General features: G+C 34.3%; 17 protein-coding genes. 8 read left to right on the top strand and 9 right to left on the bottom strand.

Annotation, left to right across the window (positions count from 1 at the left end; genetic code table 11):
* The first annotated feature begins 28 nt into the window (after positions 1-28).
* Both XYLOR_RS04390 and XYLOR_RS04385 read left to right on the top strand, forming a co-directional pair.
* Positions 29-925, top strand: a complete 897-nt coding sequence (locus XYLOR_RS04390) for a hypothetical protein (protein ID WP_036877315.1) — start codon at positions 29-31, stop codon at positions 923-925.
* A gap of 53 nt (positions 926-978) precedes the next feature.
* Complete coding sequence (locus tag XYLOR_RS04385) at positions 979-2535, top strand: OmpP1/FadL family transporter (protein ID WP_051508863.1); 1557 nt, start codon at positions 979-981, stop codon at positions 2533-2535.
* An 818-nt stretch (positions 2536-3353) separates the two neighbouring features.
* On the opposite strand, the gene XYLOR_RS04380 is transcribed toward XYLOR_RS04385, so the two are convergent.
* A complete protein-coding gene (locus XYLOR_RS04380) occupies positions 3354-5567 on the bottom strand; it encodes a RelA/SpoT family protein (RefSeq protein WP_036877312.1) in 2214 nt (737 codons plus the stop codon).
* A gap of 105 nt (positions 5568-5672) precedes the next feature.
* On the opposite strand from XYLOR_RS04380, the gene XYLOR_RS04375 reads away from it, so the two are divergent.
* From XYLOR_RS04375 to XYLOR_RS04355, 5 genes are read left to right on the top strand one after another with little or no spacing between them, the layout of a single operon-like run.
* Positions 5673-7190: a DUF4301 family protein gene (locus tag XYLOR_RS04375; protein ID WP_036877309.1), complete on the top strand. Its 1518-nt coding sequence runs from the start codon at positions 5673-5675 to the stop codon at positions 7188-7190.
* A 31-nt stretch (positions 7191-7221) separates the two neighbouring features.
* On the top strand, positions 7222-7872 hold the full coding sequence (locus XYLOR_RS04370; protein ID WP_036877306.1) for an HAD family hydrolase: 651 nt from the start codon (positions 7222-7224) through the stop codon (positions 7870-7872).
* Between the two features lie 43 nt (positions 7873-7915).
* A complete protein-coding gene (gene panB, locus XYLOR_RS04365; protein ID WP_036877304.1) occupies positions 7916-8737 on the top strand; it encodes a 3-methyl-2-oxobutanoate hydroxymethyltransferase in 822 nt (273 codons plus the stop codon).
* Positions 8737-9912, top strand: a complete 1176-nt coding sequence (locus tag XYLOR_RS04360; RefSeq protein WP_036877301.1) for an MFS transporter — start codon at positions 8737-8739, stop codon at positions 9910-9912. The genes panB and XYLOR_RS04360 overlap by 1 nt, the downstream gene beginning before the upstream one ends.
* 12 nt (positions 9913-9924) lie before the next feature.
* On the top strand, positions 9925-10563 hold the full coding sequence (locus XYLOR_RS04355) for a NanQ anomerase/TabA/YiaL family protein (RefSeq protein WP_036877299.1): 639 nt from the start codon (positions 9925-9927) through the stop codon (positions 10561-10563).
* Here XYLOR_RS04355 and XYLOR_RS04350 read toward each other — a convergent pair whose 3' ends face one another.
* The 8 genes from XYLOR_RS04350 to XYLOR_RS04315 all read right to left on the bottom strand — a co-directional run bounded on the left by XYLOR_RS04350 (position 10564) and on the right by XYLOR_RS04315 (position 19870).
* The gene (locus XYLOR_RS04350; RefSeq protein ID WP_036877298.1) at positions 10564-11295 is read right to left on the bottom strand and encodes a TIGR02757 family protein; all 732 of its coding nucleotides are present in this window, start codon (positions 11293-11295) and stop codon (positions 10564-10566) included.
* Between the two features lie 73 nt (positions 11296-11368).
* On the bottom strand, positions 11369-12817 hold the full coding sequence (locus XYLOR_RS04345) for a tagaturonate reductase (protein WP_036880677.1): 1449 nt from the start codon (positions 12815-12817) through the stop codon (positions 11369-11371).
* Positions 12818-12974: 157 nt separating this feature from the next.
* Complete coding sequence (locus XYLOR_RS04340) at positions 12975-13787, bottom strand: SDR family oxidoreductase (RefSeq protein WP_036877295.1); 813 nt, start codon at positions 13785-13787, stop codon at positions 12975-12977.
* Positions 13788-13799: 12 nt separating this feature from the next.
* Entirely contained in the window at positions 13800-14975 is a 1176-nt protein-coding gene (uxuA, locus tag XYLOR_RS04335; protein WP_036877293.1) for a mannonate dehydratase, read from the bottom strand.
* Positions 14976-15170: 195 nt separating this feature from the next.
* The gene (locus XYLOR_RS04330; protein WP_036877292.1) at positions 15171-17783 is read right to left on the bottom strand and encodes a glycosyl hydrolase; all 2613 of its coding nucleotides are present in this window, start codon (positions 17781-17783) and stop codon (positions 15171-15173) included.
* 31 nt (positions 17784-17814) lie between these two features.
* Positions 17815-19050: a rhamnogalacturonan acetylesterase gene (locus XYLOR_RS04325; RefSeq protein WP_154655663.1), complete on the bottom strand. Its 1236-nt coding sequence runs from the start codon at positions 19048-19050 to the stop codon at positions 17815-17817.
* A 50-nt stretch (positions 19051-19100) separates the two neighbouring features.
* Positions 19101-19571 carry a 23S rRNA (pseudouridine(1915)-N(3))-methyltransferase RlmH gene (gene rlmH, locus XYLOR_RS04320; RefSeq protein WP_036877291.1) on the bottom strand — a complete coding sequence of 157 codons (471 nt, stop codon included), beginning with the start codon at positions 19569-19571 and terminating at the stop codon, positions 19101-19103.
* Positions 19572-19573: 2 nt separating this feature from the next.
* On the bottom strand, positions 19574-19870 hold the full coding sequence (locus XYLOR_RS04315; protein WP_036877290.1) for a DUF4491 family protein: 297 nt from the start codon (positions 19868-19870) through the stop codon (positions 19574-19576).
* A gap of 186 nt (positions 19871-20056) precedes the next feature.
* On the opposite strand from XYLOR_RS04315, the gene XYLOR_RS04310 reads away from it, so the two are divergent.
* A complete protein-coding gene (locus XYLOR_RS04310; protein ID WP_036877286.1) occupies positions 20057-21802 on the top strand; it encodes a phospho-sugar mutase in 1746 nt (581 codons plus the stop codon).
* Positions 21803-21832 lie beyond the last annotated feature (30 nt).

Below are 21832 nucleotides of genomic sequence, written 5' to 3'. Positions count from 1 at the left end.
TAAAGAATAACTAAAAAGGAATATAATTATGAGAAAATTAATTCTTCTAACAGTCCTTGCGGGAGTGATGCCATTAACACTTATGGCTCAGGACGATGACCTCTACTTTATACCAAAGAAGGGGGGCGAAATAACAAACTCTTACAATAATAATTCTAATAAGTCATACTACAGTGGTTGTAATCGAAATGTAGATGAATACAATCGGCATGGCAAACTTAAAAGCTATTATCAAAAGATTGGTTCAGATTCATTAGGAAATGATGTCATAGAATTCCATGGTGGGGTTGGAGGCTTTCCGGCTGATACAGTGAATGTGTATCCTGGTTCCGGAACGTATTTTAATAATGATGAATATCTTGATGATAACGATTATTATTATACTCGTCGAATGGGACTATATGATGGTTATTACGGATACTACGACCCTTATTTCTATGGATTCTTAGGCGGAAGATACTGGAACCGTTGGGGATGGTATGACCCTTGGTATACAGGATATTATGGTTACTATGATCCTTGGTACTATGGGTCTTATGGTGGCTATTATGATCCATGGTATTATGGATATAGAGGTTGGTATGGACCTTCTGTTACTTATGTGAATGGCCCTACTGGTACTCGTAACCATTCTTATGGTGGAGGTACATTCAATAATAGCCGTTCATATTTTGGAGGTAGTGGTTTTGGTGGCTCACGTGGGCATTCTGGATCATATAATAGCTCTACAGGTTTTGGAAGTAGATCTCATTTCAATACCAACACTAATAATGGTAATCCAAGTCGTTCTTTTAGCGAACCGAGTAATAATTCCAGTTTTGGTGGTAGCAGAGGTGGCGGATTTAGTGGCGGTCATTCTGGTGGAGGAGGTGGAGGCTTCTCTGGCGGAGGAGGTGGAGGTCACTTTGGCGGTGGCCGCAGGTAAAAAAGACAGAGAATGATATAATTATTATACAACAATTTATATTAATACGAATTATGAAAAAAAATATATTAATAGTTGCAGCAATATTTATGGTAATGCCTGCAGCGGCACAAGAGACTTACGAAAATGCTAAGTTGGCCAACGAAGATCTTAACGGTACTGCGCGTTATGTTGGTATGGGTGGTGCAATGGAAGCTTTAGGAGCGGATTTATCTACAATAAACACAAACCCTGCCGGACTTGGATTATTTCGTCATAATACTGTAAACGGTAGCTTTGGATTTGTCTCACAGCAAGATGGCAAAAGTTTTGAAAAAGGTAAGCAAACTAACATGAGTTTCGATCAGTTAGGATTTGTGTATGCTATGAGAACAGGCCAAAAGTCTTATCTGAACTTTGGTTTTAATTATCATAAGAGCAAAAATTTTGATGAGGTACTTTCTGCCTCCGGAGCTCTGAATAATGCTTCGCAGAATAAACTGACGTATGAAAAATACAAACATAACGTATTTGCAACTAAAGACGATCCAACATACAATCAATTGGACAACTTTTATATGAGCAATTTACTAAAAGGCAGTGATGGCAAATATTACAATTATCCTGCAACTGAGTATGATTTTTCGAGAGCAAATACTGGATATATTGGTGAGTATGATTTTAACATAAGTGGAAATATTAATGATCGTGTGTATCTTGGTGTTACAGCAGGTTTGCATGATGTTCATTACAGAGGATATAGTGAATATTTTGAAAACATGAATGGCAGTGGCGAAATAGGTATATCTGACTTGCGTAAAATTACAGGTACTGGTTTTGATCTTAAACTTGGTGCAATATTTAGACCTATAGAATCTTCACCGTTCCGAATTGGAGTATATGTTCAGACACCAACATGGTATGATTTAACTACAAGTAACTATTCTCAGTACTATGCTAAATTTTCATATAATAATGGTGCAAATAACATTAATAACAATGCAGATATGGCAGAAAGTTATGATTTCAAATTCTATACTCCATGGAAATTTGGCGTAAGCCTTGGTCATACTATCGGCAACTTCCTTGCTCTAGGTGCAACTTATGAATATGCTGATTATAGTAGCTGTGATATGCGTATCAATACTGGTACAAGTTATGATTGGGATTATGGATACTCTTACGAAAATAGTTCAAGTGATAATGTTATGAATAATCACATAAGCAGGACTTTAAAAGGGGTGTCTACTGTGAAACTAGGTGTTGAATTTAAACCAGATCCATCATTTGCTGTACGTTTTGGTTACAATTATGTTTCTCCAATGTATAATTTGGATGGATTTAAGGATGGCACATTAAATTCACCGGGCTCATATTACAGTTCTGCAACTGATTATACTAACTGGAAGGCTACTAATCGTATCACATGTGGATTAGGCTATAAATACAAAAGCTGGAATTTTGACTTAGCATATCAATATAGCCAGACAAATGGAGAGTTCTATCCATTTATGAGTTACTATGCAGATACAACTAGTGGTGATTCATCTGATGATAACAATATTTGTAATGCAATAAAAGTAAGCAATAAGCGTAGTCAGATGTTGTTCACATTAGGATATACTTTCTAAGTATGACACTGTTTGTATAGTTCTGAATAAGTGCAACCGTTTTATAGCACATAAATAAGACATTTATTTATCACAGCAAGGCATACCTTGCTGTGATTTTATTTTATGCTTTTCTTTTTTCTGAAAATAAGTTTTTCTAATCTATATTAGGTATTTGTATAAACTAATAATGACCTTAACTAGTAAGTTGTGTGTACTTAATATATTAAATGGAAAAGAAAATAAAAACATTTTTTTAACCTCAACCTCACTAATATGGCGTAAAAAACTGTATTACAGATTATTACACGAGTGAGGTTTAGTGAGGTTTCTAACTAAACCTCACTCGTATAATAATAACAGGAAAAGTATGTCGATACATATCAAAATAAAATTATTGTAAAACATCTATATGTCAGCATATCAATATATTACATCAATTATATGTATAATAAAATATGTTTCAAAAATAGTAATGTGTCAGCTATGAAAAAGCATTAAGATAACAAGATAAATCAACTTGTTTTGTTGAGCAAAATAAGTTGATTTGTCTATCAAAACAAGTTGTTTTGCTTTTAGCTATTTATGCTTTGCTAATACAAAAGGTTATCGTCTATAATGCTCCTTTACACGAGTGAGGTTTAGTTAGAAACCTCACTAAACCTCACTCGCATAATAATCTGTAATACAGTTTTTTACGCCATATTAGTGAGGTTGAGGTTGAAAAAATAAAAAGAACAGAGAACAAAAGTTCAGCCGTAGCACAATCGTAAACTTAAACAATCAATGCTATAAATGGGGTAGGGTCATAAGATCGTTAAGCATTGGTATGTTTTATTTTATATTCTTACGACCTGTTTTACGCCTTTAATAGTCCGAAGTTTCTTGATGAGAGCTTCCATCTTAACAGTATTATTAAGTTGTACTGATATATTCCCACTGAAAAGTCCATCATGACTATCTATATTGATTGAACGTAGCGTTATAGAGTCGTCTTTGCTCATTACACTTGTTATATTGTTGACAATACCAATATCGTCATTGCCTATTACACGGAGTGTTATGCTATATTGTGAGCTACCTTTGCCGCTCCAGCGGGCTTTAACTATTCGATAGCCAAAACGTTTACGTAGTTCAGATGCATTAGGGCAGTCTGAACGATGTATTTTTATGCCACCACTAACAGTGACAAACCCAAAAATACTATCTCCATATATTGGATGGCAGCATTTTGCCAATTGAAAATCAATTCCTTTGAGGTCTTGATCTATTACAAGTACATCATCGTTGTTCTTTGTTATATCTGATTCAGGAATCTCATAGTTGAACTCTTCTGCACTACGTGTTGGGGATTGACTGCCGGTAGGATTTTCCTGATGATTCTTTACCTCTACATATTTCTCTATAACAGTATTAACATCAAGAATTTCATCTGCAATCTGTTTGTAGAATTCGCTTACCTCTTTAAAACCTAACTTTTTAATGAGATGTGCCATGATACTATCATCATAATCGATCTTACGATTTTTGAATTTCCTCTCGAGAAGTTCCTTTGCATAGGCACCATCTTTTATGGTAGTCTCTTTTATCGCAAGACGAATTTTGCTTTTAGCCCGTGATGTCTTAACTATATTTATCCAATCTTGTTTAGGTTTTTGATTGTTGTTCGTAAGAATCTCGACCTGATCACCACTATGCAGAACTTCTCTGAATGGTACAATCTTATTATTAATTCGTGCACCAGTACAACGGTTGCCAACGTTAGAATGTATGTGATATGCAAAATCAAGCACAGTTGCCCCTTTGGGAAATTTGTATAGATCACCTTTGGGAGTGAATACAAAAACCTCATCTTCATATAGATCCATCTTAAATTGATCCATAAGTAGCATGTCATCATTAGTTTCAAGGGCATTGCGGATATTGTTTAACCAGTCATCGAGTCCGCTTTCACCTTTAAGCCCTTTATAACGCCAATGAGCAGCCAATCCACGTTCTGCAACTTCATCCATTCTCTCTGTACGTATTTGTACTTCTACCCACTTGTTTTCAGGACCAAGCACAGTAATGTGCAGACTTTCATAACCGTTAGATTTCGGTATAGATAACCAGTCGCGCAAACGTTTTGGATTAGGCTGATACATATCTGTCACTATCGAATATACTAACCAGCATTGTTTCTTTTCCTGCTCTATTGGTGAATCAAGTATAATACGGATAGCGAATAAATCATAGATGCCATCAAAACCGCATTTTTGTTTTTTCATCTTTTGCCAGATAGAATGAATGCTTTTTGTGCGGCCCTTCATATGAAATTTTAGTCCTGCCTCAGTTAATTTATTATTTATAGGTTTTATGAAATTGTCTATATATTCGTCGCGATCCTTCTTTGTTGCATTAAGATTCTCCTTTATCATGTAATAAGCATCATGCTCCATATACTTTAAACTGAGATCTTCTAATTCGCTTTTCAATTTATAAAGACCAAGTTTATGAGCTAGCGGAGCATATAGATAAGCGGCTTCTTCAGACACTTCGTATTGGGCATCTTTGCAAGATGTGTTCTTAATCTGTCTCATAAGATTGACACGATCAGCAATCATTATAAGGATAACTCTCATATCCTCGGCAAAAGATAAAAGCAGATTACGAAAATTATCACTCTCTATTACCGGATTTTTTTCATATAGTTCACTAATACGTATAAGTCCATGTATGATATGCCAAACACCTTCACCAAAAGTTTTCCTTACTTCTTCTATATCAGCTTTTCCATTCTGGACTATTTGGTATAATAATAAGGCAATTATTGCATCTCGTTTAAGCCCAATCTCATCAACCATTATTAGTGCTGTTTGCAGTCCTAATAATATAGGATTTAAACCAAAGATATTTCGTTTAATTTGATTGTTCTGAATAGCGTATATAAGATGATGACGCAATTTAAGTTCATCATCTGGTTTGAGTGTTTTACCTATTTTATCTCTTAATTGCTTTAGCAGTTGCAATGTAAGTGATCTCTCTTCTGCTGAAAATTCAAATTTATCCTCCATACATCTAAATTTTATACTGCAAAGATACACTTTTCTGATTATTTAATTGCGTTTTTTGTAAAAAGTAGCTATATTTGTATCGTATTAATTAAATATACCACAATTATGTTATCAAAAGAAGATCTAAAACAAATCTCTCTAAAGGGTATCTCTAATGAGCAGATTAAGACACAGTTGAACGATTTTAAGAAGGGTTTCCCGTTTCTTAAGCTAGAAGCTGCAGCGAGTATTGGCAGAGGGATTGTGAAGACTGATGAAGATAAACGCAAATATTATGAACACGCTTGGAATGCCTACAAAAAGGAAGGACACAAAATTGTGAAATTTGTTCCTGCCAGTGGTGCAGCAAGCAGGATGTTTAAGGATATATTTGCTTTCATGAATGCTGATTATAATGTACCAACAACAGATTTTGAAAAACAATATTTTAAAAATATAGAAAAGTTTGCCTATTACGATGCTCTTAATGATGCATGCGTTAGGAATGAAGGAAAAGGTATAAAACAACTTATTGCTGATGGTGAATACAAAAAAGTTGTAACCAATATGCTTGAAGAAAAAGGACTCAATTACGGACAGTTACCGAAGGGTCTATTGCTTTTTCATAAGTATGATGATGGCGTCCGTACTTCGATGGAAGAACATTTAGTAGAGGGTGCTATGTATGCAGCTAGTAATGGAGAGGTTAATGTACACTTTACGGTAAGTCATGAACATATAGAACTTTTCAAAAAGAAAGTAGTAGAAAAAGCTGATATATATGCCAAAAAGTTTGGTATAAGATATAATATATCATTTTCTGAGCAGAAAACAAGTACAGATACACTTGCTGCTAATCCGGATAATACACCTTTTAGGACTGATGATGGCAAACTTTTGTTTCGTCCGGGTGGGCATGGTGCACTGATAGAAAATCTAAATGAGATAGATGCAGATGTTATTTTTATTAAGAACATAGATAATGTTGTTCCTGATAGATTAAAACATGAAACTGTTGAATACAAACAAGTAATAGCAGGCGTTTTGGTAGAATTACAAAAGAAGGCTTTTGAATATCTTCAGCTTCTTGATACAGGATCATACACTCACATTCAATTGGGAGAAATAATAAGGTTCGTTCAGCATGATTTATGTTGTCGCAATGATGATCTAAAAGAGCTGGAGGATACAATGCTTGTCATATATCTTCGTAAAAAGCTTAATAGACCTATGCGTGTATGTGGTGTCGTGAAAAATATTGGTGAACCTGGAGGTGGTCCATTCCTTACTTACAATCAGGATGGAACTGTAAGTCTGCAGATATTAGAAAGTAGTCAGATTGATAAAAGTAATCCTAAATACATGAAGATGTTTACAGATGGAACACATTTTAATCCCGTAGATCTTGTATGTGCAGTTAAAGATTATAGAGGTAATGCTTTTACTTTGCCTGATTTTGTGGATAAGACAACTGGATTTATAAGTAGCAAGAGCAAAAATGGCAAAGAACTTAAGGCACTTGAACTTCCTGGATTATGGAATGGAGCTATGAGTGATTGGAATACCGTCTTTGTAGAGGTTCCTTTGGATACATTTAATCCGGTGAAAACTGTAAACGACCTATTGAGAGAACAACATCAGTAAGAATTGTATAATGTAATTATAATAGAGACAAATGTTTAAAGCGGCTTTATTTGACTTGGACGGTGTTGTTTTTGATACTGAGCCACAATATACAGTGTTTTGGGGTAGCCAATGTAAGTTGTATCATCCTGATCAACCTGCGCTGGAACAGAAAATAAAAGGACAAACACTAACACAGATTTATAAGAAATATTTTGATAAAGAATTGAAGGATGAACAGAAAATTATTACTGCACGTTTAGATAAATTCGAACAAAATATGAGCTTCGAATACATTCCAGGTTTTGAAAAGTATGTTCGCGACTTGAGATATAAAGGAATAAAAACAGCCGTAGTAACTAGCTCAAATGATAAAAAGATGCAGGCTGTGTATAAAACACATCCTGAATTTAAATCCATTTTTGATGCTATATTAACAGCGGATGACTTTACAAAAAGTAAGCCAGATCCACAATGCTATATTAATGCAGCAAAAATATTTGGATTAAAGCAAGATGAGTGTATTGTCTTTGAGGATAGTTTTAATGGTCTTAAGTCGGGTAGGGCTGCAAAAATGACCGTAGTTGGATTATCTACAACGAACTCAGCTGATAGTATATCTGAATTTGCAGATGCTGTAATGGACGACTATAAAGAGGTTGACTACGAAAAAACTTGCGATATAATTACCTCAATTCATTAAAAAGCAGTAACTTTGCGCCAAATTTTTTAAATGTTATCTTATAATGAGTGGATATATAGTTGATGATGCGCATAAAATTACAACGCATCGTTTTATTGAGATGAAGCATAAAGGTGAAAAAATATCTATGCTTACATCATATGATTATACTACGGCTGGCATAGTTGACCAAGCTGGAATAGATGGTATTCTAATAGGTGATTCTGCTTCGAATGTAATGGCTGGTAATGCAACGACATTGCCAATAACTATAGAACAGATGATTTATCACGCACGCTCAGTTGTTCGTGCAGTAAAAAGAGCCTTGGTAGTATGTGATATGCCTTTTGGTAGCTATCAAGCAGGCTGTATAGACGGTGTTAAAAACGCTATGCGTATTATTAAAGAAAGCGGATGTGATGCCTTGAAAATGGAAGGTGGAATTGAAATACTTGATACGGTAAAAATGATTCTTGATGCAGGTATACCTGTTATGGGACATCTCGGATTAACTCCACAGAGCATCAACAAATTTGGTACATACGCTGTACGCGCCAAGGATGATGCTGAGGCAGAAAAACTTATTTCAGATGCAAAAGCTCTTGAAGAGGTCGGTTGTTTTTCAATAACATTAGAAAAAGTACCTGCAAAATTAGCCACTATAGTTTCTAACGAAATAGCTATACCAACAATTGGTATAGGTGCAGGTAATGGTACTGATGGACAGATCCTTGTCGTAGACGATATGCTTGGGAAAAATAATGGTTTTTCTCCAAAATTTCTCCGTAGATATGCTGATTTGAATTCTATCATGACCGATGCAATTGGCAATTATGTGCGTGATGTAAAAAGTTCAGATTTTCCAAACGAGAAAGAATCATATTAATGAATAGTCAGAATACACCGATTCACATAAAGTTATGGCGTAAAGACTTTTGGTTTATGGCAGCATCTAATATGTTGCTTACAATCTCGGTGTATATGTTATTGCCTGCTTTCCCCCTTTGGATGAGAGAAAATGGGCTTTCTAATTTTATTATTGGAAATACAATTGGTGTATTCGGTCTTGGACTTTTTTTATTTGGAACATTCTGTTCTTATTTAGTGCAGAAATTCAGACGGAATAATGTTTATATTTTGTCTGTTTTTGGTATGATATTATGCCTTTGCATAATGTTTTATACGCAGAGTAATGCAGAAATAAATCAGAATTGGCATATTCTGTTTATAATGAGATTCTTGCTTGGCGCTTTCTTTGGACTAGCCCAGATGGTGCTTGCAAGCACATTAATAATTGATACTAGTGAATCTTTTCAACGTACAGAAGCAAATTATTCTGCAACATGGTTTTCGCGTTTTGCATTGTCACTTGGACCAATATTTTCTTTGATAGTATATAAGTACTTTAGTATTGGCGGCGTATTTGTAGGTTCTATCTTTTGTGCTTTGGTGGCAATCATGTTAGTGAAAATGATCCATGTTCCATTTAAGACTGATAGCAATAATATAAGTATATGTAGTCTTGATAGATTCTTGTTACCACAAGGCTTTTGGTTGTTTATAAATCTCGCTATAACAACTTCAGTAATAGGACTTCTGTTTACAGTCCAATTTTCTTATGTGTTTTATGGAATGATTATGGCTGGATTTTCTATAGCATTAATTTCGCAAAAATTTGTTTTTGAAAATGCTGAACTAAAAAGTGAAGTAGTAACAGGACTGATTCTTATCGGAGTTGCATTATTGCTTATGCTTACACGTAAGCAGGTGATTGTGTCATATATGGCACCCTTGTTTGTAGGATTTGGTATCGGTATAATCGGTTCAAGATTTTTGCTCTTCTTTATAAAACTAAGCAAGCATTGTCAGCGTGGGACGAGCCAGAGTACATATATACTGGCTTGGGAAACTGGACTTGCTGCTGGGCTTTTCTTAGGCTTTACTTTTTTTGCGAAAGATATACATTTACTTTTATTTTCATGTATAGTACTTATAGTTTTTTCTTTACTTATATATAACTTATTTGTACATCCATGGTACATTAAACATAAAAATCGCTAAAACAATTGAATCATGAAAAAATATATATGTCTATCACTTATCTTCTTATTCTCATTAGGACTTTCTGCAAAGAATGACTTAAAGAGCATATATACTAAGTCTTGCAATGATAAAGCCCTTGTTAAGACGGCTAAAAAATGGGTAAAAAGTGGTGCTTGGCGTAATGGTTTTTTTGCATCATCACCTCATAAGACCGTTAATGCGGTTGAGTTTTATTCTCAATTCCAAAAAAATAAGCAAGAGTGGAATGCTGCCTTCTCTTGGTTGGCAAAAAATGACTTGCTTAATATGCCTAAGGGTAACTATAAAATAGAAGGGACTAATCTTATTGCGAGTGTTCAGGATGACTTTAATGAAGCACTTGACAAACGCCAAAGTGAGAGTCATTATCATCATGTTGATTTACAGTATACGGTAAGCGGTATTGAAGGATTTGGAATAATAGAACATGAAACAAGTAAGCCTAGTTGTAAATATAAGCCTGATGTGATTCACTATTTTTATAATGCAGATAAGGCTCGATTTTATAATTCATCTGTTTCTAAATTTTTTCTCTTCTTTCCAGAAGACTGGCATATTGCGAAAGTAATTACTAATAAGAAAAATCAAAAATTTAGAGTTATTGTTATCAAATTGGATTATGTGGAATAATTAATGGTTAACCCCATATCCAAATAATGCAAAATCTCCTTTAAGCGGATCTGTAGGAAATATATCTAGCATCATTGCTGACAGTTTTTTAGCAGCGCCCATACTAGTTGTTTTACTCTTTAGCAGACCAAGTTTACATGATTCTTGTAAAACATGCGTGTCAAGTGGCATAATTAAAGTCCGTTTATCTATTAAATCTTTCCAAAGTCCTAAGTCTACTTCACTATGATCTCTTACCATCCATCTGAGATACATACAAACTCTTTTGCATGCTGATGAAGTGTCTTTAGGTATAATTGTTTGAATATCTTTTTTATTAAAATAATTTGTTATAGCAGTAACGGCTGTATATCCATCATTGGCATTTTTCTTAATATACTCTCTTAATGTTCCGTATTCTTCAATTAAATCTTTAAGCGCATGAAGAAATTGATTCATAATATGATTATTGTATAATCTATAATAACAATTTTCGTTATCTGGGATATCTTCCTCAAAAGAACCATTTCTTATCCAGTTTAGTACATCTCCGTCGGATTTATCAATAATGAATTGTATTTTAGGAAAAAATTGTTTCCTACTACCGTAGCTGAGACAAGATGCTATAAATGCAAATATCTCTTGATTAGAAGAACCTTCAACCTGATGCATAAACCAACTTGGGTCATCTTTTAAAAATTCTTCATTCTCATATTTATCTGCATAAAACTGCAAAGTATTTTTTATATTCATCTTGATAAAAATACTATTAGGATAAAAAACAAAAAGAATCCCTCTCATATATATGAGAGGGATTTAAATATTATTATAGAATAGTTTTCACAGCCTCAAGCATGCCAACAGACTGGATCAAGTCTAAGTCTTTTTTCACAAGTGCGTTAAGTCCTTTAATTTTATTTATGTCTTCACCCCAAATAGATGTTGCAGATAGTACACCGTCTGTAACTTTTTGAGTATCACCTGTAGCCCATAGATTTTTGAGTAGCTCCATAATATCTTCTGCATCATTAGGAACTATTTCTGTCCCGTCTGCGCGTTTTCCACCTTTATAGTATGTTATTATAGCTGCCAAACCAAAAACTAAGCCTTCAGGAAGCACTCCTTTACGTTCCAAATATGTTTTTACTCCTGGAAGATCTCGTGTTTGATATTTAGGGAAAGAATTTAGCATTATACTTGTAACTTGATGATCTACAAATGGATTCATAAAGCGTTCAAGTACGTCACCGGCAAATTTTTCTAGTTCTTCTTTTGGTAGATTTAAAGTTTCCATTAACTCTTCAAATTGAACTTTATGTATATATTTGCCCACAAATGGATCTTTACATGCATCTCTTACAATGTTGATTCCGCTTAGAAAAGCAACGGGACTCAATACTGTGTGTGGCCCATTCAGTAGAGTTACCTTTCTCTCATGATATGGAGCTTCTGATGGTACAAACAATACATGTAAACCAGCTTTGTCAGCAGGAAATTCCTTTGCAATCTCTTTAGGAGCTTCGATAACCCATAGATGGAAAATCTCTGCTTGAACAACTAGATTGTCTGCATAGCTTATCTTTTGTTGTATATCTTTAATTTCTTTGCGTGGAAATCCTGGAACTATACGGTCAACTAATGTTGCGTATACACCACAGCATTCTTCAAACCATTTTTTGAAACCTTCAGGAAGTTTCCATAATTCAATATACTTTTCGATGCAGTCCTTAAGATGATGACCATTTAAGAAAATCAATTCGCATGGAAATATTATAAGTCCCTTTGTAGGATCACCATTAAATGTTTGGTAACGGCGATACAGCAACTGAGTTAGTTTACCTGGATATGATGAAGCAGGAGCGTCTTCTAGTTTGCATTCAGGATTAAAAGCTATACCAGCCTCTGTTGTGTTAGAAATAACAAAACGAATTTCTGGCTGATCTGCTAATGCCATGAAAGCAGCATTTTGTGAATATGGATTAAGGGCACGGCTTATTACATCAATACGTGTAAGGCTGTTTACTGGTTTTCCTCCGTCAAGTCCTTGAAGGTTTACATGATAAAGGCAATCTTGCCCATTCAACCAGTCAACCATACCTTTTTCAATAGGTTGAACTACTACCACAGAACCATTAAAATCAGTTTTCTGATTCATATTCCAAATTATCCAGTCTACAAACGCACGAAGAAAATTACCTTCGCCGAATTGTATAACCTTTTCAGGCATAACACTCTTAGGAGCAGTTCTTTTGTTAAGATCTTTAAGTTTTTCCATTTTTTGATATGTTTTTATCAGTATATTTTTATTTATTGCAAAGGTACAATTTATATTCAATAACTGAAAAAAAAATGCACTAAAAGAAACGTAAAGGTTTACGCAAAAAATATGGCTCTCGGTAATCGAGAGCCATATTTTTTATATAATGAATAAATTACATTGCAAATGCGTTGAAACCTCCATCAACTACAGCTACAGTTCCTGTAACAAATTTAGCAGCATCACTCATTAAATAATGTATAGTGCCACATAGTTCTTCTGGTTCACCCATTCTTCCAAATGGAGTTTGCCGTATTACATCATTACCGCGTTCTGTATAAGTTCCATCAGGATTAGTGAGTAAATCGCGATTTTGTTCTGTTATAAAAAAGCCAGGAGCAATTGCGTTTACACGTATATTTTCACTAAACTTTTTAGCGACTTCGGTACCCATGAAGGCGGTAAAATTACTTATTCCAGCTTTAGCTGCAGCATATCCACAAACACGAGTCATCGGCCGAAAAGCAGCCATTGATGAAAAATTTATGATAGAACCTTTATTTTGTTTTACCATAGGCTTAAGGAAAATCTGAGTTGGCAAAACAGTACCAGTAAGGTTTAGGTTAAGTACTTTCTGAAATTCGTCTGATTTAAGGTCGAAAATACTTTGGTCAGGTGAAATAACTGCACCCGGCATATTACCGCCAGCAGCATTAAGCAATGTATCAATACGGCCGTATCTCTCTATGATATAATCACAATTCTGTTGCAAAATTTCTTTATCCATAACATCCGTTTTTAGAAATTCAGCCACACCCCCTGATTTTTTTATATTTTCAACAATCGTTTTTCCAATTTCTTCTTTTCGTCCAAGGATTATAACTTTTGCTCCGTTTAATGCAAGATATTTTCCTATACAACGCCCTAAAACACCTGTTCCGCCTGTGATTACAACTACGTAATCTTTTATATTAAACAATTCGTTCATATTATATTAAAATTAATTGATATTTAATTCTCTATCTACGGTTGCAAGAATACCTTGCACTTGTCCCATTGCAAACATTCTTCCCAAAAAAGAATATCCCGCATTATATCCGCGATTCTCATCACCTAACATCGTTGGTCCATGATCAACTCTCATAGGCAGTTTGGGATTTTGCTTTTCAAATATACGTGCTAATTCTATAAGATCTGCACGTCCTCCTAAATGAGATGCTTCAGTGAAATCACCATTATTAAAAACTTTACATGAACGCATATGTACGAACCATGTACGTGATGCATACTTACGTGCCAAATCAACAACATTATTATGAGCTCCTGCACTAAGTGAACCAGCACAGAAAGTTAGTCCATTGTGAGGGTTATCAACGGCATTCAAGAACCAGTTTATATCATCATCACAAGTTACTATGCGAGGTAGCCCAAGAATAGAAAATGGTGGATCGTCTGGATGTACACACATATTCATGTCGAACTCGTCACAGACCGGCATAATTTCAGAAAGGAAATAACGTAAATTTTCACGTAGCTGATTTTTTGTAACACCCTTGTATAAGTTTAACAGCTGGCGAAAAAGCTCTACAGGATGCTCATCATTTTCTTTTATATTTCCATTGACAAATCCTTGAGTCTTCACTATAATTGTGTCTACCAGTTTATGATTTTCTTCAGCAGTCATTTGGACTTTCATTTTTTCCACCTCTTCCATGATTTCAGCTGAATAATCTTTTTCTGCATTTTCCCTTTTTAATATATAACAGTCAAAATAGGCAAACTGTGAGTGACTGAAATAAAGGTTACTTGTCCCGTTTTCATTTTCATGTTCAAGATCAGTACGAGCCCAATCTAAAACCGGCATAAAGTTGTAACATACGGTATGAATGCCTTCAAGACTTAAATTTTTAAGACTTATCTTATATTTAGCAATTAGTTCATCTCTATCTTCTCCAGCATATTTAATACTTTCGCATACAGGTAGACTTTCTACAACAGACCAACGCATACCATAACTTTCAATATATTCGCGTAAATCTTTAATTTTTTCACGTGTCCATATTTCACCATTCGGAACTTCGTGTAAAGCTGTTACTATTCCTTCAACTCCAATTTGCTTTAGCATCGGTAATGTTATCTTATCGTTTTTACCGAACCATCTCCATGTCTTTTCCATTGTTATTTATTTTCTTGATTATGCATAATATAGCTATGATAAATAAAAGCCATTGTTTGTGTTGCAAAGATATACATTTTGTCTTTAACAAGACCCTAGTACAAGTTTTTTATTTATAAAAGTCACTAATAATAATAATTTTGATACAAATAATAAAATAAAAGAGGCGCACTATTTAAGTTCGCCTCCTTGTATTTATTTAAGTTCGTATAATATTACTTTCCCGTTCAAACCACTTTTTACGGGTTGCCAATCTGCATAAGATGTCTTTTTATAGTTGATGTCAACAAAATTAATCTCATTGAATTTTCGCCATTTTATACCTTTTCTGTCCATTGCTGCTATACGATTGGCCGGAAGGTTTGTAACTTCTATTCGAAGCGTATTTATTCCAGCCTTAAATGCTTTTTTGCAATTTAATATAAATGGAACTGACCATGCACAACCAATGAAATTTCCATTAATGTATACTCTTGCACTCTCACGAACGTCTCCGAGATCAATTGCATAATTTTTATTAGCTTCTATTTTAGACATATTTATTGTAGTAGTATATACGCCAGTGCCCATGGTTTCTTTAACACTATCATCTTCCAAAGTTTCCCAAGTGCGTAAAGAGTCTATTTTGAAAGTTTTATTAACTACTGGATGTTCCTCAATAAAGCTCAATTTCCAACCTTTGTTTATTTCTCGAGGATTAGTCATCTGAGTCTTTCTTATTGGAAGATTTATGCTTGTTGGTTTATCAAAAGTTTCCAATATTAATGATTCGCCAGACTTCAAAACAATTTTTACTTTACCATCATTTATTTCTGCAGCATATTGTTCACCATTAATTGGGTTGAACCACATTGCACAATTAAAATTGATTGCTAAATCGACATAACTATTTACATCATTTGGAGTTAGGTTTGATATAAAATAATGGTATCCTTTGTCGTTCCTTCTTCTTATAGTCTTTAGCCCCAATTCTGTTTTCATAACTTCAGGGCGTGCAGATTGTTCTAACTCTTCTTTATTATCGCATCCATATATTATATGAGCCCCTTGAATCTTCAGTTTTTCAATATGAGCTTCAACATCAGAAGGCAATATCTTAGCAGGTACAATTAATCCTTTATATCTAGTACCTGCAGCAGTTTGTAACATTCCATTAATATAATCCGTAGAAAGCAAATATTTATCACTAATATAGTCACAATCGTATCCTAAATTATTTAGATTAAGTATACTTTTTATAAATTCAGGAGCTCTCTTAGCCATCGTCTCTATACTAAATTGCATCAAGAACTCTTTACTACGTTCTCTCCACATATCTCTTACTGGAAGATATACCAAAAAGTCATTATCAGGTTCTCCCCATTGCAGGAAACTCTGACATCTATTAATGTATTGCATAAAATACGGTGCATCTCTCCATATACTATTTGTCGGTGACATATCTATTGATGCATAGAATTTCCATCCTGGCCAAGGGTCATTTTGGGGAGTATAACAAGTCCCATGGAAAAACATATGGTTTACACCAGCAACAAACATTAAATCCATATCTGGTTTACATTGAGATAAAGATGTACGAAAGTGCTCAGTAAGCCATGTAAAGGTTTCACTACTTGTTAATTGTTTTCCAGTAATATGTGAAGCACTAGGTGCATACTTTAACATAGACAAATCTGAATAATTAGGTCGTGTATTACCAGTATCTTTTCGCAAACCTTTAATGCCAAAATCAGTGAGGCCAAATCCCTCTATTTCTGGTATATCTACTGCAGCGTAAGTATCTATCAAATTAGCAGGTGATCCATGTGCTTGATTACGTGTTATTACACCATGTGAATGTGCCCATGCTGTCCACTGGCTTGTAAAATTATTAATAAGCAGATCAGATAAAGTTTCACGATAATCGCTTAATACTTTATTATCATCTTTTATATCTCCTAAAAGTTCTGGTAGATGATCCTCTAATTTATAGCCTCTACGCTTTTCAAATTCTTTCAATAGAGTGGGTGTCCAATCTGCTTTGTATACTTCGTAAGAGTCATTAAAAAAAGTATGAGGGTAGGGGACATTATTATTATCAAATGCCTTTTCAAATCTGTCCAAGTAATGTGCTACTGCTAGACTATCAAAGTGGTCAATAACATATCCTTCTCCACCAGGAGCGGCACGTTTTACTTTCTGGAGAGTACGAGATGCATATAAAGAGATAATTCTCCAAGTTCCCTTTTTAGGTGCTTTCCAGTTTAGTTTTCCATCTTTTGAAAATTCGGTAATATTAATAGCTGCTGGCCCTTTATATTTTTTAACTTCAATTGGATATGCCATCACTCGCTCTAAAGAAGCATAATTACGTTCTTTTTCATCTTTAATATTTATGTCAAGATTCTTACAATCTTTATCATTAACGATCAAATCATTGTAGACCATCTTGCATGCAGCTTCATTTATAGGTACTGTTGGACCTCCAAATGGCCATCCAGTACCGCAGTTCATGTCTATTTCAATAGAGTCTTTTAAGCCTTCTTGCTCAATGTATTTAAGCATTTGCATCCATTGAGGTGAAAGAAAAGATATGTTATTTTTATCATTATCTTGGACTCCATATAAAGGTGTTATTTCAAGAGTACCAATTCCATGTAAAGAATACTGTTGCATATTCCATGATACGTCTTTTTGTGTTAAAGCAGAGCCTAACCACCACCAACGCGAGCCTGGTTTTGTCTGCATAGACTGTGAAGGCCATGTCTGTGCTGAAGCCGATAGTGCGATACAAATAATCGCAGAAATAATTAGTATATTTTTTTTCATCAATATAATCTTAAAATATTATTTTTACTTATTAATTGCCATCTGGTTTTACTGTACCACTTAATATAGCTGGGTACCACTTAAAAGTCTTGAAATCATCCGGTCTTGAAGGATCAAAATCTTTAAAATCACTACGCAGATTTTGTAAAATAGGCAAATTCAATTTTTTCATTCCCATAATAACCATTTTTGCCACTTCATATGCTCCAAATGGATTAAAATGGGTGTTATCTTCAAGAGCGATTTTTTGTCCGGGGAATGTATTTGCCGGATAATGTACTAGCGCCCTCTTACTATTTTCATAACCTAATGTCTCAAAAAATGTACGTGTCATACTGTGCAAATCAATTATTTGTACACCTTCACGTTTTGCTACAGAAACCATTGCTGCTGGATAGTCTCCGTGAGTTTCTAATATTTTAGTATGTGTTTCATCAAAGAATCTCCTTTGTGTCGGTGTTACAAAAATAATAGTTCCTCCTGCAGCCCGAACTTTATCAATAAAAATTTTAAGATTGCGTGAAAAGTTGTACCACGCTCCATCACCGGCCTGATGTTCTTTTTGGTCATTATGACCAAATTCGCATATAACATAATCTCCTCTTTTTAGCATTGACAAAATTTTATCTAGGCGATTTGATGATAAAAAAGAACCTGCAGTGAGTCCACTTTCAGCTTGGTTAGATATAGCAATATTCTCATTAAACCATCTTGGTATCATTTGCCCCCAACTGGCCCATGGTTCTTCATTTTGATCTACTACTGTTGAATTTCCGCATAGAAAAATTGTAGGTGCTACATTATCACGTTCAATTAATATCTTTTTCACAGCAGGGGCTTTACCATTAAATTCAAGAGTAAGTTTGTCGTCCCAATTTAGATAGTTTTTTTCTCTTGGCTTAATTTTAACTACCTCTTGATCGTTAATACGTGGTGAGCGCTTATTAACGACAAATTGATAAGTTTGGTATTTACTCTTTTTAGTTTCAGAGTCTTCTACGAAAAGTCTACGACTTTCGGCTCTTACAACCGTTTGCGCAGCTCTCTTCTTAGAACCCAAAATAACTGTTATTTTGTAATTTCCATCTGGTACTTTAACAGAAAAGTAAAATGGCTTTACACTTTTACCAGGTGCAGGCAATACATCGTAGCCAAAACCTTTTGAGTCATTGTAGATTGGTTGTGGTTTTGTCATGTCAAACTCAAACGATTGAGCTGCTGCCATTATTGGGAATAATGTGCATACGATAAAAAGTTTGATTTTCATTGTTTTAGTGTTATATTAGTAATTCTCATTTTAGTATATATTGTTGCAGTTTATTCATGATGATACGGTTCTCCTTTAATTATAGTACAGGCTCTATATAATTGTTCAATAAAAATAAGTCTGACCATTTGGTGTGAGAATGTCATTTTAGAGAGAGAAAGTTTTTCATTTGCTCTAGCATACATATCACTTGAAAAACCGTATGGTCCACCAATGATGAATACTAACCTACGGACTATGGATTGTTTTTTCTGAAGCCAATTTGCAAAATTTAAGCTTCTTAACTCATCACCATGCTCATCTAATAATACAACATAATCTGATTGTTGTATTTTGTTTAATATCAGTGAACCCTCATTCTCTTTTTGCTGTTGTTCTGTGAGATTTTTTGAGTTTTTAATTTCTGGAATTGTAACAACCTCAAATGGCATATAGTGGCTTATACGTGAAACGTAGTCGTCTATATTAGCAATAAAATGTTTGTTTATTGTTTTGCCAACAAGAATAAGAACTGTTTTCATTGTTAATATTCTTTTTCACGTTTCGGATTTTTGGGGAACCAACCTTTTTTAACTCTTTCACGTTGTTCAAATAGCTCTTTAATTGTCCATAACATCGTAGCTCCTAATACTCCAAGTATAGAAGATAATATAGTTTCAGCTATAAACAATGCTATTATTATAGTTGCAATACCTAATACCAGAAAAACCCACCAAAAGCGTGTTCCGGTATAATATTCTGTTTTAATCACAATAGGGTGGAATATACCTATTATTATAAAAGAACATATGGCAATTAGAATACCTGTAATATGAATCATGTCTTTAGATTTTTACAGATGCAAATTTAATCTTTTTACTTGTATTATCAAAAGAAAAAGCCAAACTTCAAAGTATTTTCACAAAAATCAATGCTAAAAATAACAAATTAATATACCCATAATGTTTTATTTCAATTTAAATTATTATCTTTGCTTTCAAAATAATTATACTAACTATTGTTTATTATGGAAAATAATACAGAACTTATAGCCCAGTGTGAGGCAAAGGCGAAGAAATGGCTTTCGCCTGCATTTGATGATGATACTAAAAATCAAGTAAAAAAACTAATTGAAAATAGTAATAAAGATGAACTGATAGAAAGTTTTTATAAAGATTTGGAATTCGGAACAGGTGGACTGCGAGGTATAATGGGCGCAGGGTCTAATCGTATGAATATATATACGGTAGGTATGGCCACTCAGGGACTTGCAAATTATCTTAAGAAGAACTTTAAGGGTTTAAAACAAATATCGGTAGTTGTATGTCATGATTGCCGTAATAATAGTAGACTATTTGCTGAAACAGTAGCCAATATATTCTCTGCAAATGGTATTATGGTATACCTTTTTGACGATATGCGCCCTACGCCAGAGTGCTCGTTTGCTATACGCCATTTTGGATGTCAGAGTGGCGTAAATATTACAGCTAGCCATAATCCTAAAGAGTACAATGGTTATAAAGCTTATTGGGAAGATGGGGCTCAAGTATTAGCTCCTCATGATGAGGGAATTATCAAAGAAGTTAATAAAGTAAGAGTAGAAGACGTTAAGTTTAATGGAAATAAAGAACTGATTGAAATTATCGGAGATGAAGTAGATAAAATCTATCTGGAAAAAGTACATGAACTATCTATTGACCCAGAGGCAATAAAACGTCAAAAAGACATTAAAATTGTTTATACACCTTTACACGGTACTGGCATGATGTTAATACCGCGTAGTCTCAAATTATGGGGATTCGAGAATGTGCATTGTGTGAAAGAGCAGATGGTAAAGGATGGTAATTTCTCTTCCGTACAAAGTCCTAATCCAGAAAATGGTGAAGCACTTACATTGGCACTTCGTGACGCAAAAGAATTAGATGCAGATATCGTTATGGCGTCAGATCCAGATGCAGATCGCGTAGGTATGGCTTGCAAAAATGATAAAGGTGAATGGATATTAGTTAATGGTAATCAAACATGTCTTCTGTTTTTATATTACATTATTACAAACCGTATAAAGACAGGTAAGATGAAACCTAACGATTTCATTGTTAAAACTATTGTTACTACTGAGGTTATCAAGAAAATAGCAGACAAGAACCATATAGAGATGCGAGACTGTTATACAGGATTTAAATGGATTGCACATGAAATATTAATTTCAGAAGGTAAGCAGCAGTATATTGGTGGAGGTGAAGAAAGCTACGGTTTCCTTGCAGAAGATTTTGTTCGTGACAAGGATTCTGTTTCTGCATGTTCTTTGCTAGCAGAGATTTGTGCTTGGGCAAAAGATAATGGGAAGACCCTTTATGATGTCATAATGGAAATTTATCTAGAATATGGCTTCTCAAAGGAGTTCACCGTCAATGTGGTTAAGCCAGGTAAGACCGGTGCTGACGAAATTAAACAGATGATGACTAATTTCCGTGATAATCCTCCTAAGAAACTTGGAGAAAGCAAAGTCGTAATGTGGAAAGATTATAAAACTCTTGAATGTAAAGACTCTCATGGAAATTTAACTAAACTTGATATGCCTAGCACAAGTAATGTACTTCAGTGGTTCTGTGATGATGATACAAAGGTAAGTGTTCGCCCTTCAGGAACTGAACCAAAAATAAAGTTCTATATTGAAATTAAAGGAAATATGAAATGTTCTGGTTGCTATGAACGATGCAACAAGGAAGCAGATGAAAAAATAGTTGCAATTAAAAAATCACTTAGTCTTTAATATAATGATTTTATAAAAAAATATCCGCCC

This window comes from Xylanibacter oryzae DSM 17970, from assembly GCF_000585355.1.
Taxonomy (GTDB): Bacteria; Bacteroidota; Bacteroidia; order Bacteroidales; family Bacteroidaceae; genus Prevotella; species Prevotella oryzae.
This window is presented reverse-complemented; position numbering and strand designations above follow the sequence as displayed.

Excerpts from the sequence above, each read along its gene's own strand:
- XYLOR_RS04390 (WP_036877315.1), top strand. The coding sequence starts at position 29 with ATGAGAAAATTAATTCTTCTAACAGTCCTTGCGGGAGTGATGCCATTA.
- XYLOR_RS04385 (WP_051508863.1), top strand. The coding sequence starts at position 979 with ATGAAAAAAAATATATTAATAGTTGCAGCAATATTTATGGTAATGCCT.
- XYLOR_RS04380 (WP_036877312.1), bottom strand. The coding sequence starts at position 5,567 with ATGGAGGATAAATTTGAATTTTCAGCAGAAGAGAGATCACTTACATTG.
- XYLOR_RS04375 (WP_036877309.1), top strand. The coding sequence starts at position 5,673 with ATGTTATCAAAAGAAGATCTAAAACAAATCTCTCTAAAGGGTATCTCT.
- XYLOR_RS04370 (WP_036877306.1), top strand. The coding sequence starts at position 7,222 with ATGTTTAAAGCGGCTTTATTTGACTTGGACGGTGTTGTTTTTGATACT.
- panB (WP_036877304.1), top strand. The coding sequence starts at position 7,916 with ATGAGTGGATATATAGTTGATGATGCGCATAAAATTACAACGCATCGT.
- XYLOR_RS04360 (WP_036877301.1), top strand. The coding sequence starts at position 8,737 with ATGAATAGTCAGAATACACCGATTCACATAAAGTTATGGCGTAAAGAC.
- XYLOR_RS04355 (WP_036877299.1), top strand. The coding sequence starts at position 9,925 with ATGAAAAAATATATATGTCTATCACTTATCTTCTTATTCTCATTAGGA.
- XYLOR_RS04350 (WP_036877298.1), bottom strand. The coding sequence starts at position 11,295 with ATGAATATAAAAAATACTTTGCAGTTTTATGCAGATAAATATGAGAAT.
- XYLOR_RS04345 (WP_036880677.1), bottom strand. The coding sequence starts at position 12,817 with ATGGAAAAACTTAAAGATCTTAACAAAAGAACTGCTCCTAAGAGTGTT.
- XYLOR_RS04340 (WP_036877295.1), bottom strand. The coding sequence starts at position 13,787 with ATGAACGAATTGTTTAATATAAAAGATTACGTAGTTGTAATCACAGGC.
- uxuA (WP_036877293.1), bottom strand. The coding sequence starts at position 14,975 with ATGGAAAAGACATGGAGATGGTTCGGTAAAAACGATAAGATAACATTA.
- XYLOR_RS04330 (WP_036877292.1), bottom strand. The coding sequence starts at position 17,783 with ATGAAAAAAAATATACTAATTATTTCTGCGATTATTTGTATCGCACTA.
- XYLOR_RS04325 (WP_154655663.1), bottom strand. The coding sequence starts at position 19,050 with ATGAAAATCAAACTTTTTATCGTATGCACATTATTCCCAATAATGGCA.
- rlmH (WP_036877291.1), bottom strand. The coding sequence starts at position 19,571 with ATGAAAACAGTTCTTATTCTTGTTGGCAAAACAATAAACAAACATTTT.
- XYLOR_RS04315 (WP_036877290.1), bottom strand. The coding sequence starts at position 19,870 with ATGATTCATATTACAGGTATTCTAATTGCCATATGTTCTTTTATAATA.
- XYLOR_RS04310 (WP_036877286.1), top strand. The coding sequence starts at position 20,057 with ATGGAAAATAATACAGAACTTATAGCCCAGTGTGAGGCAAAGGCGAAG.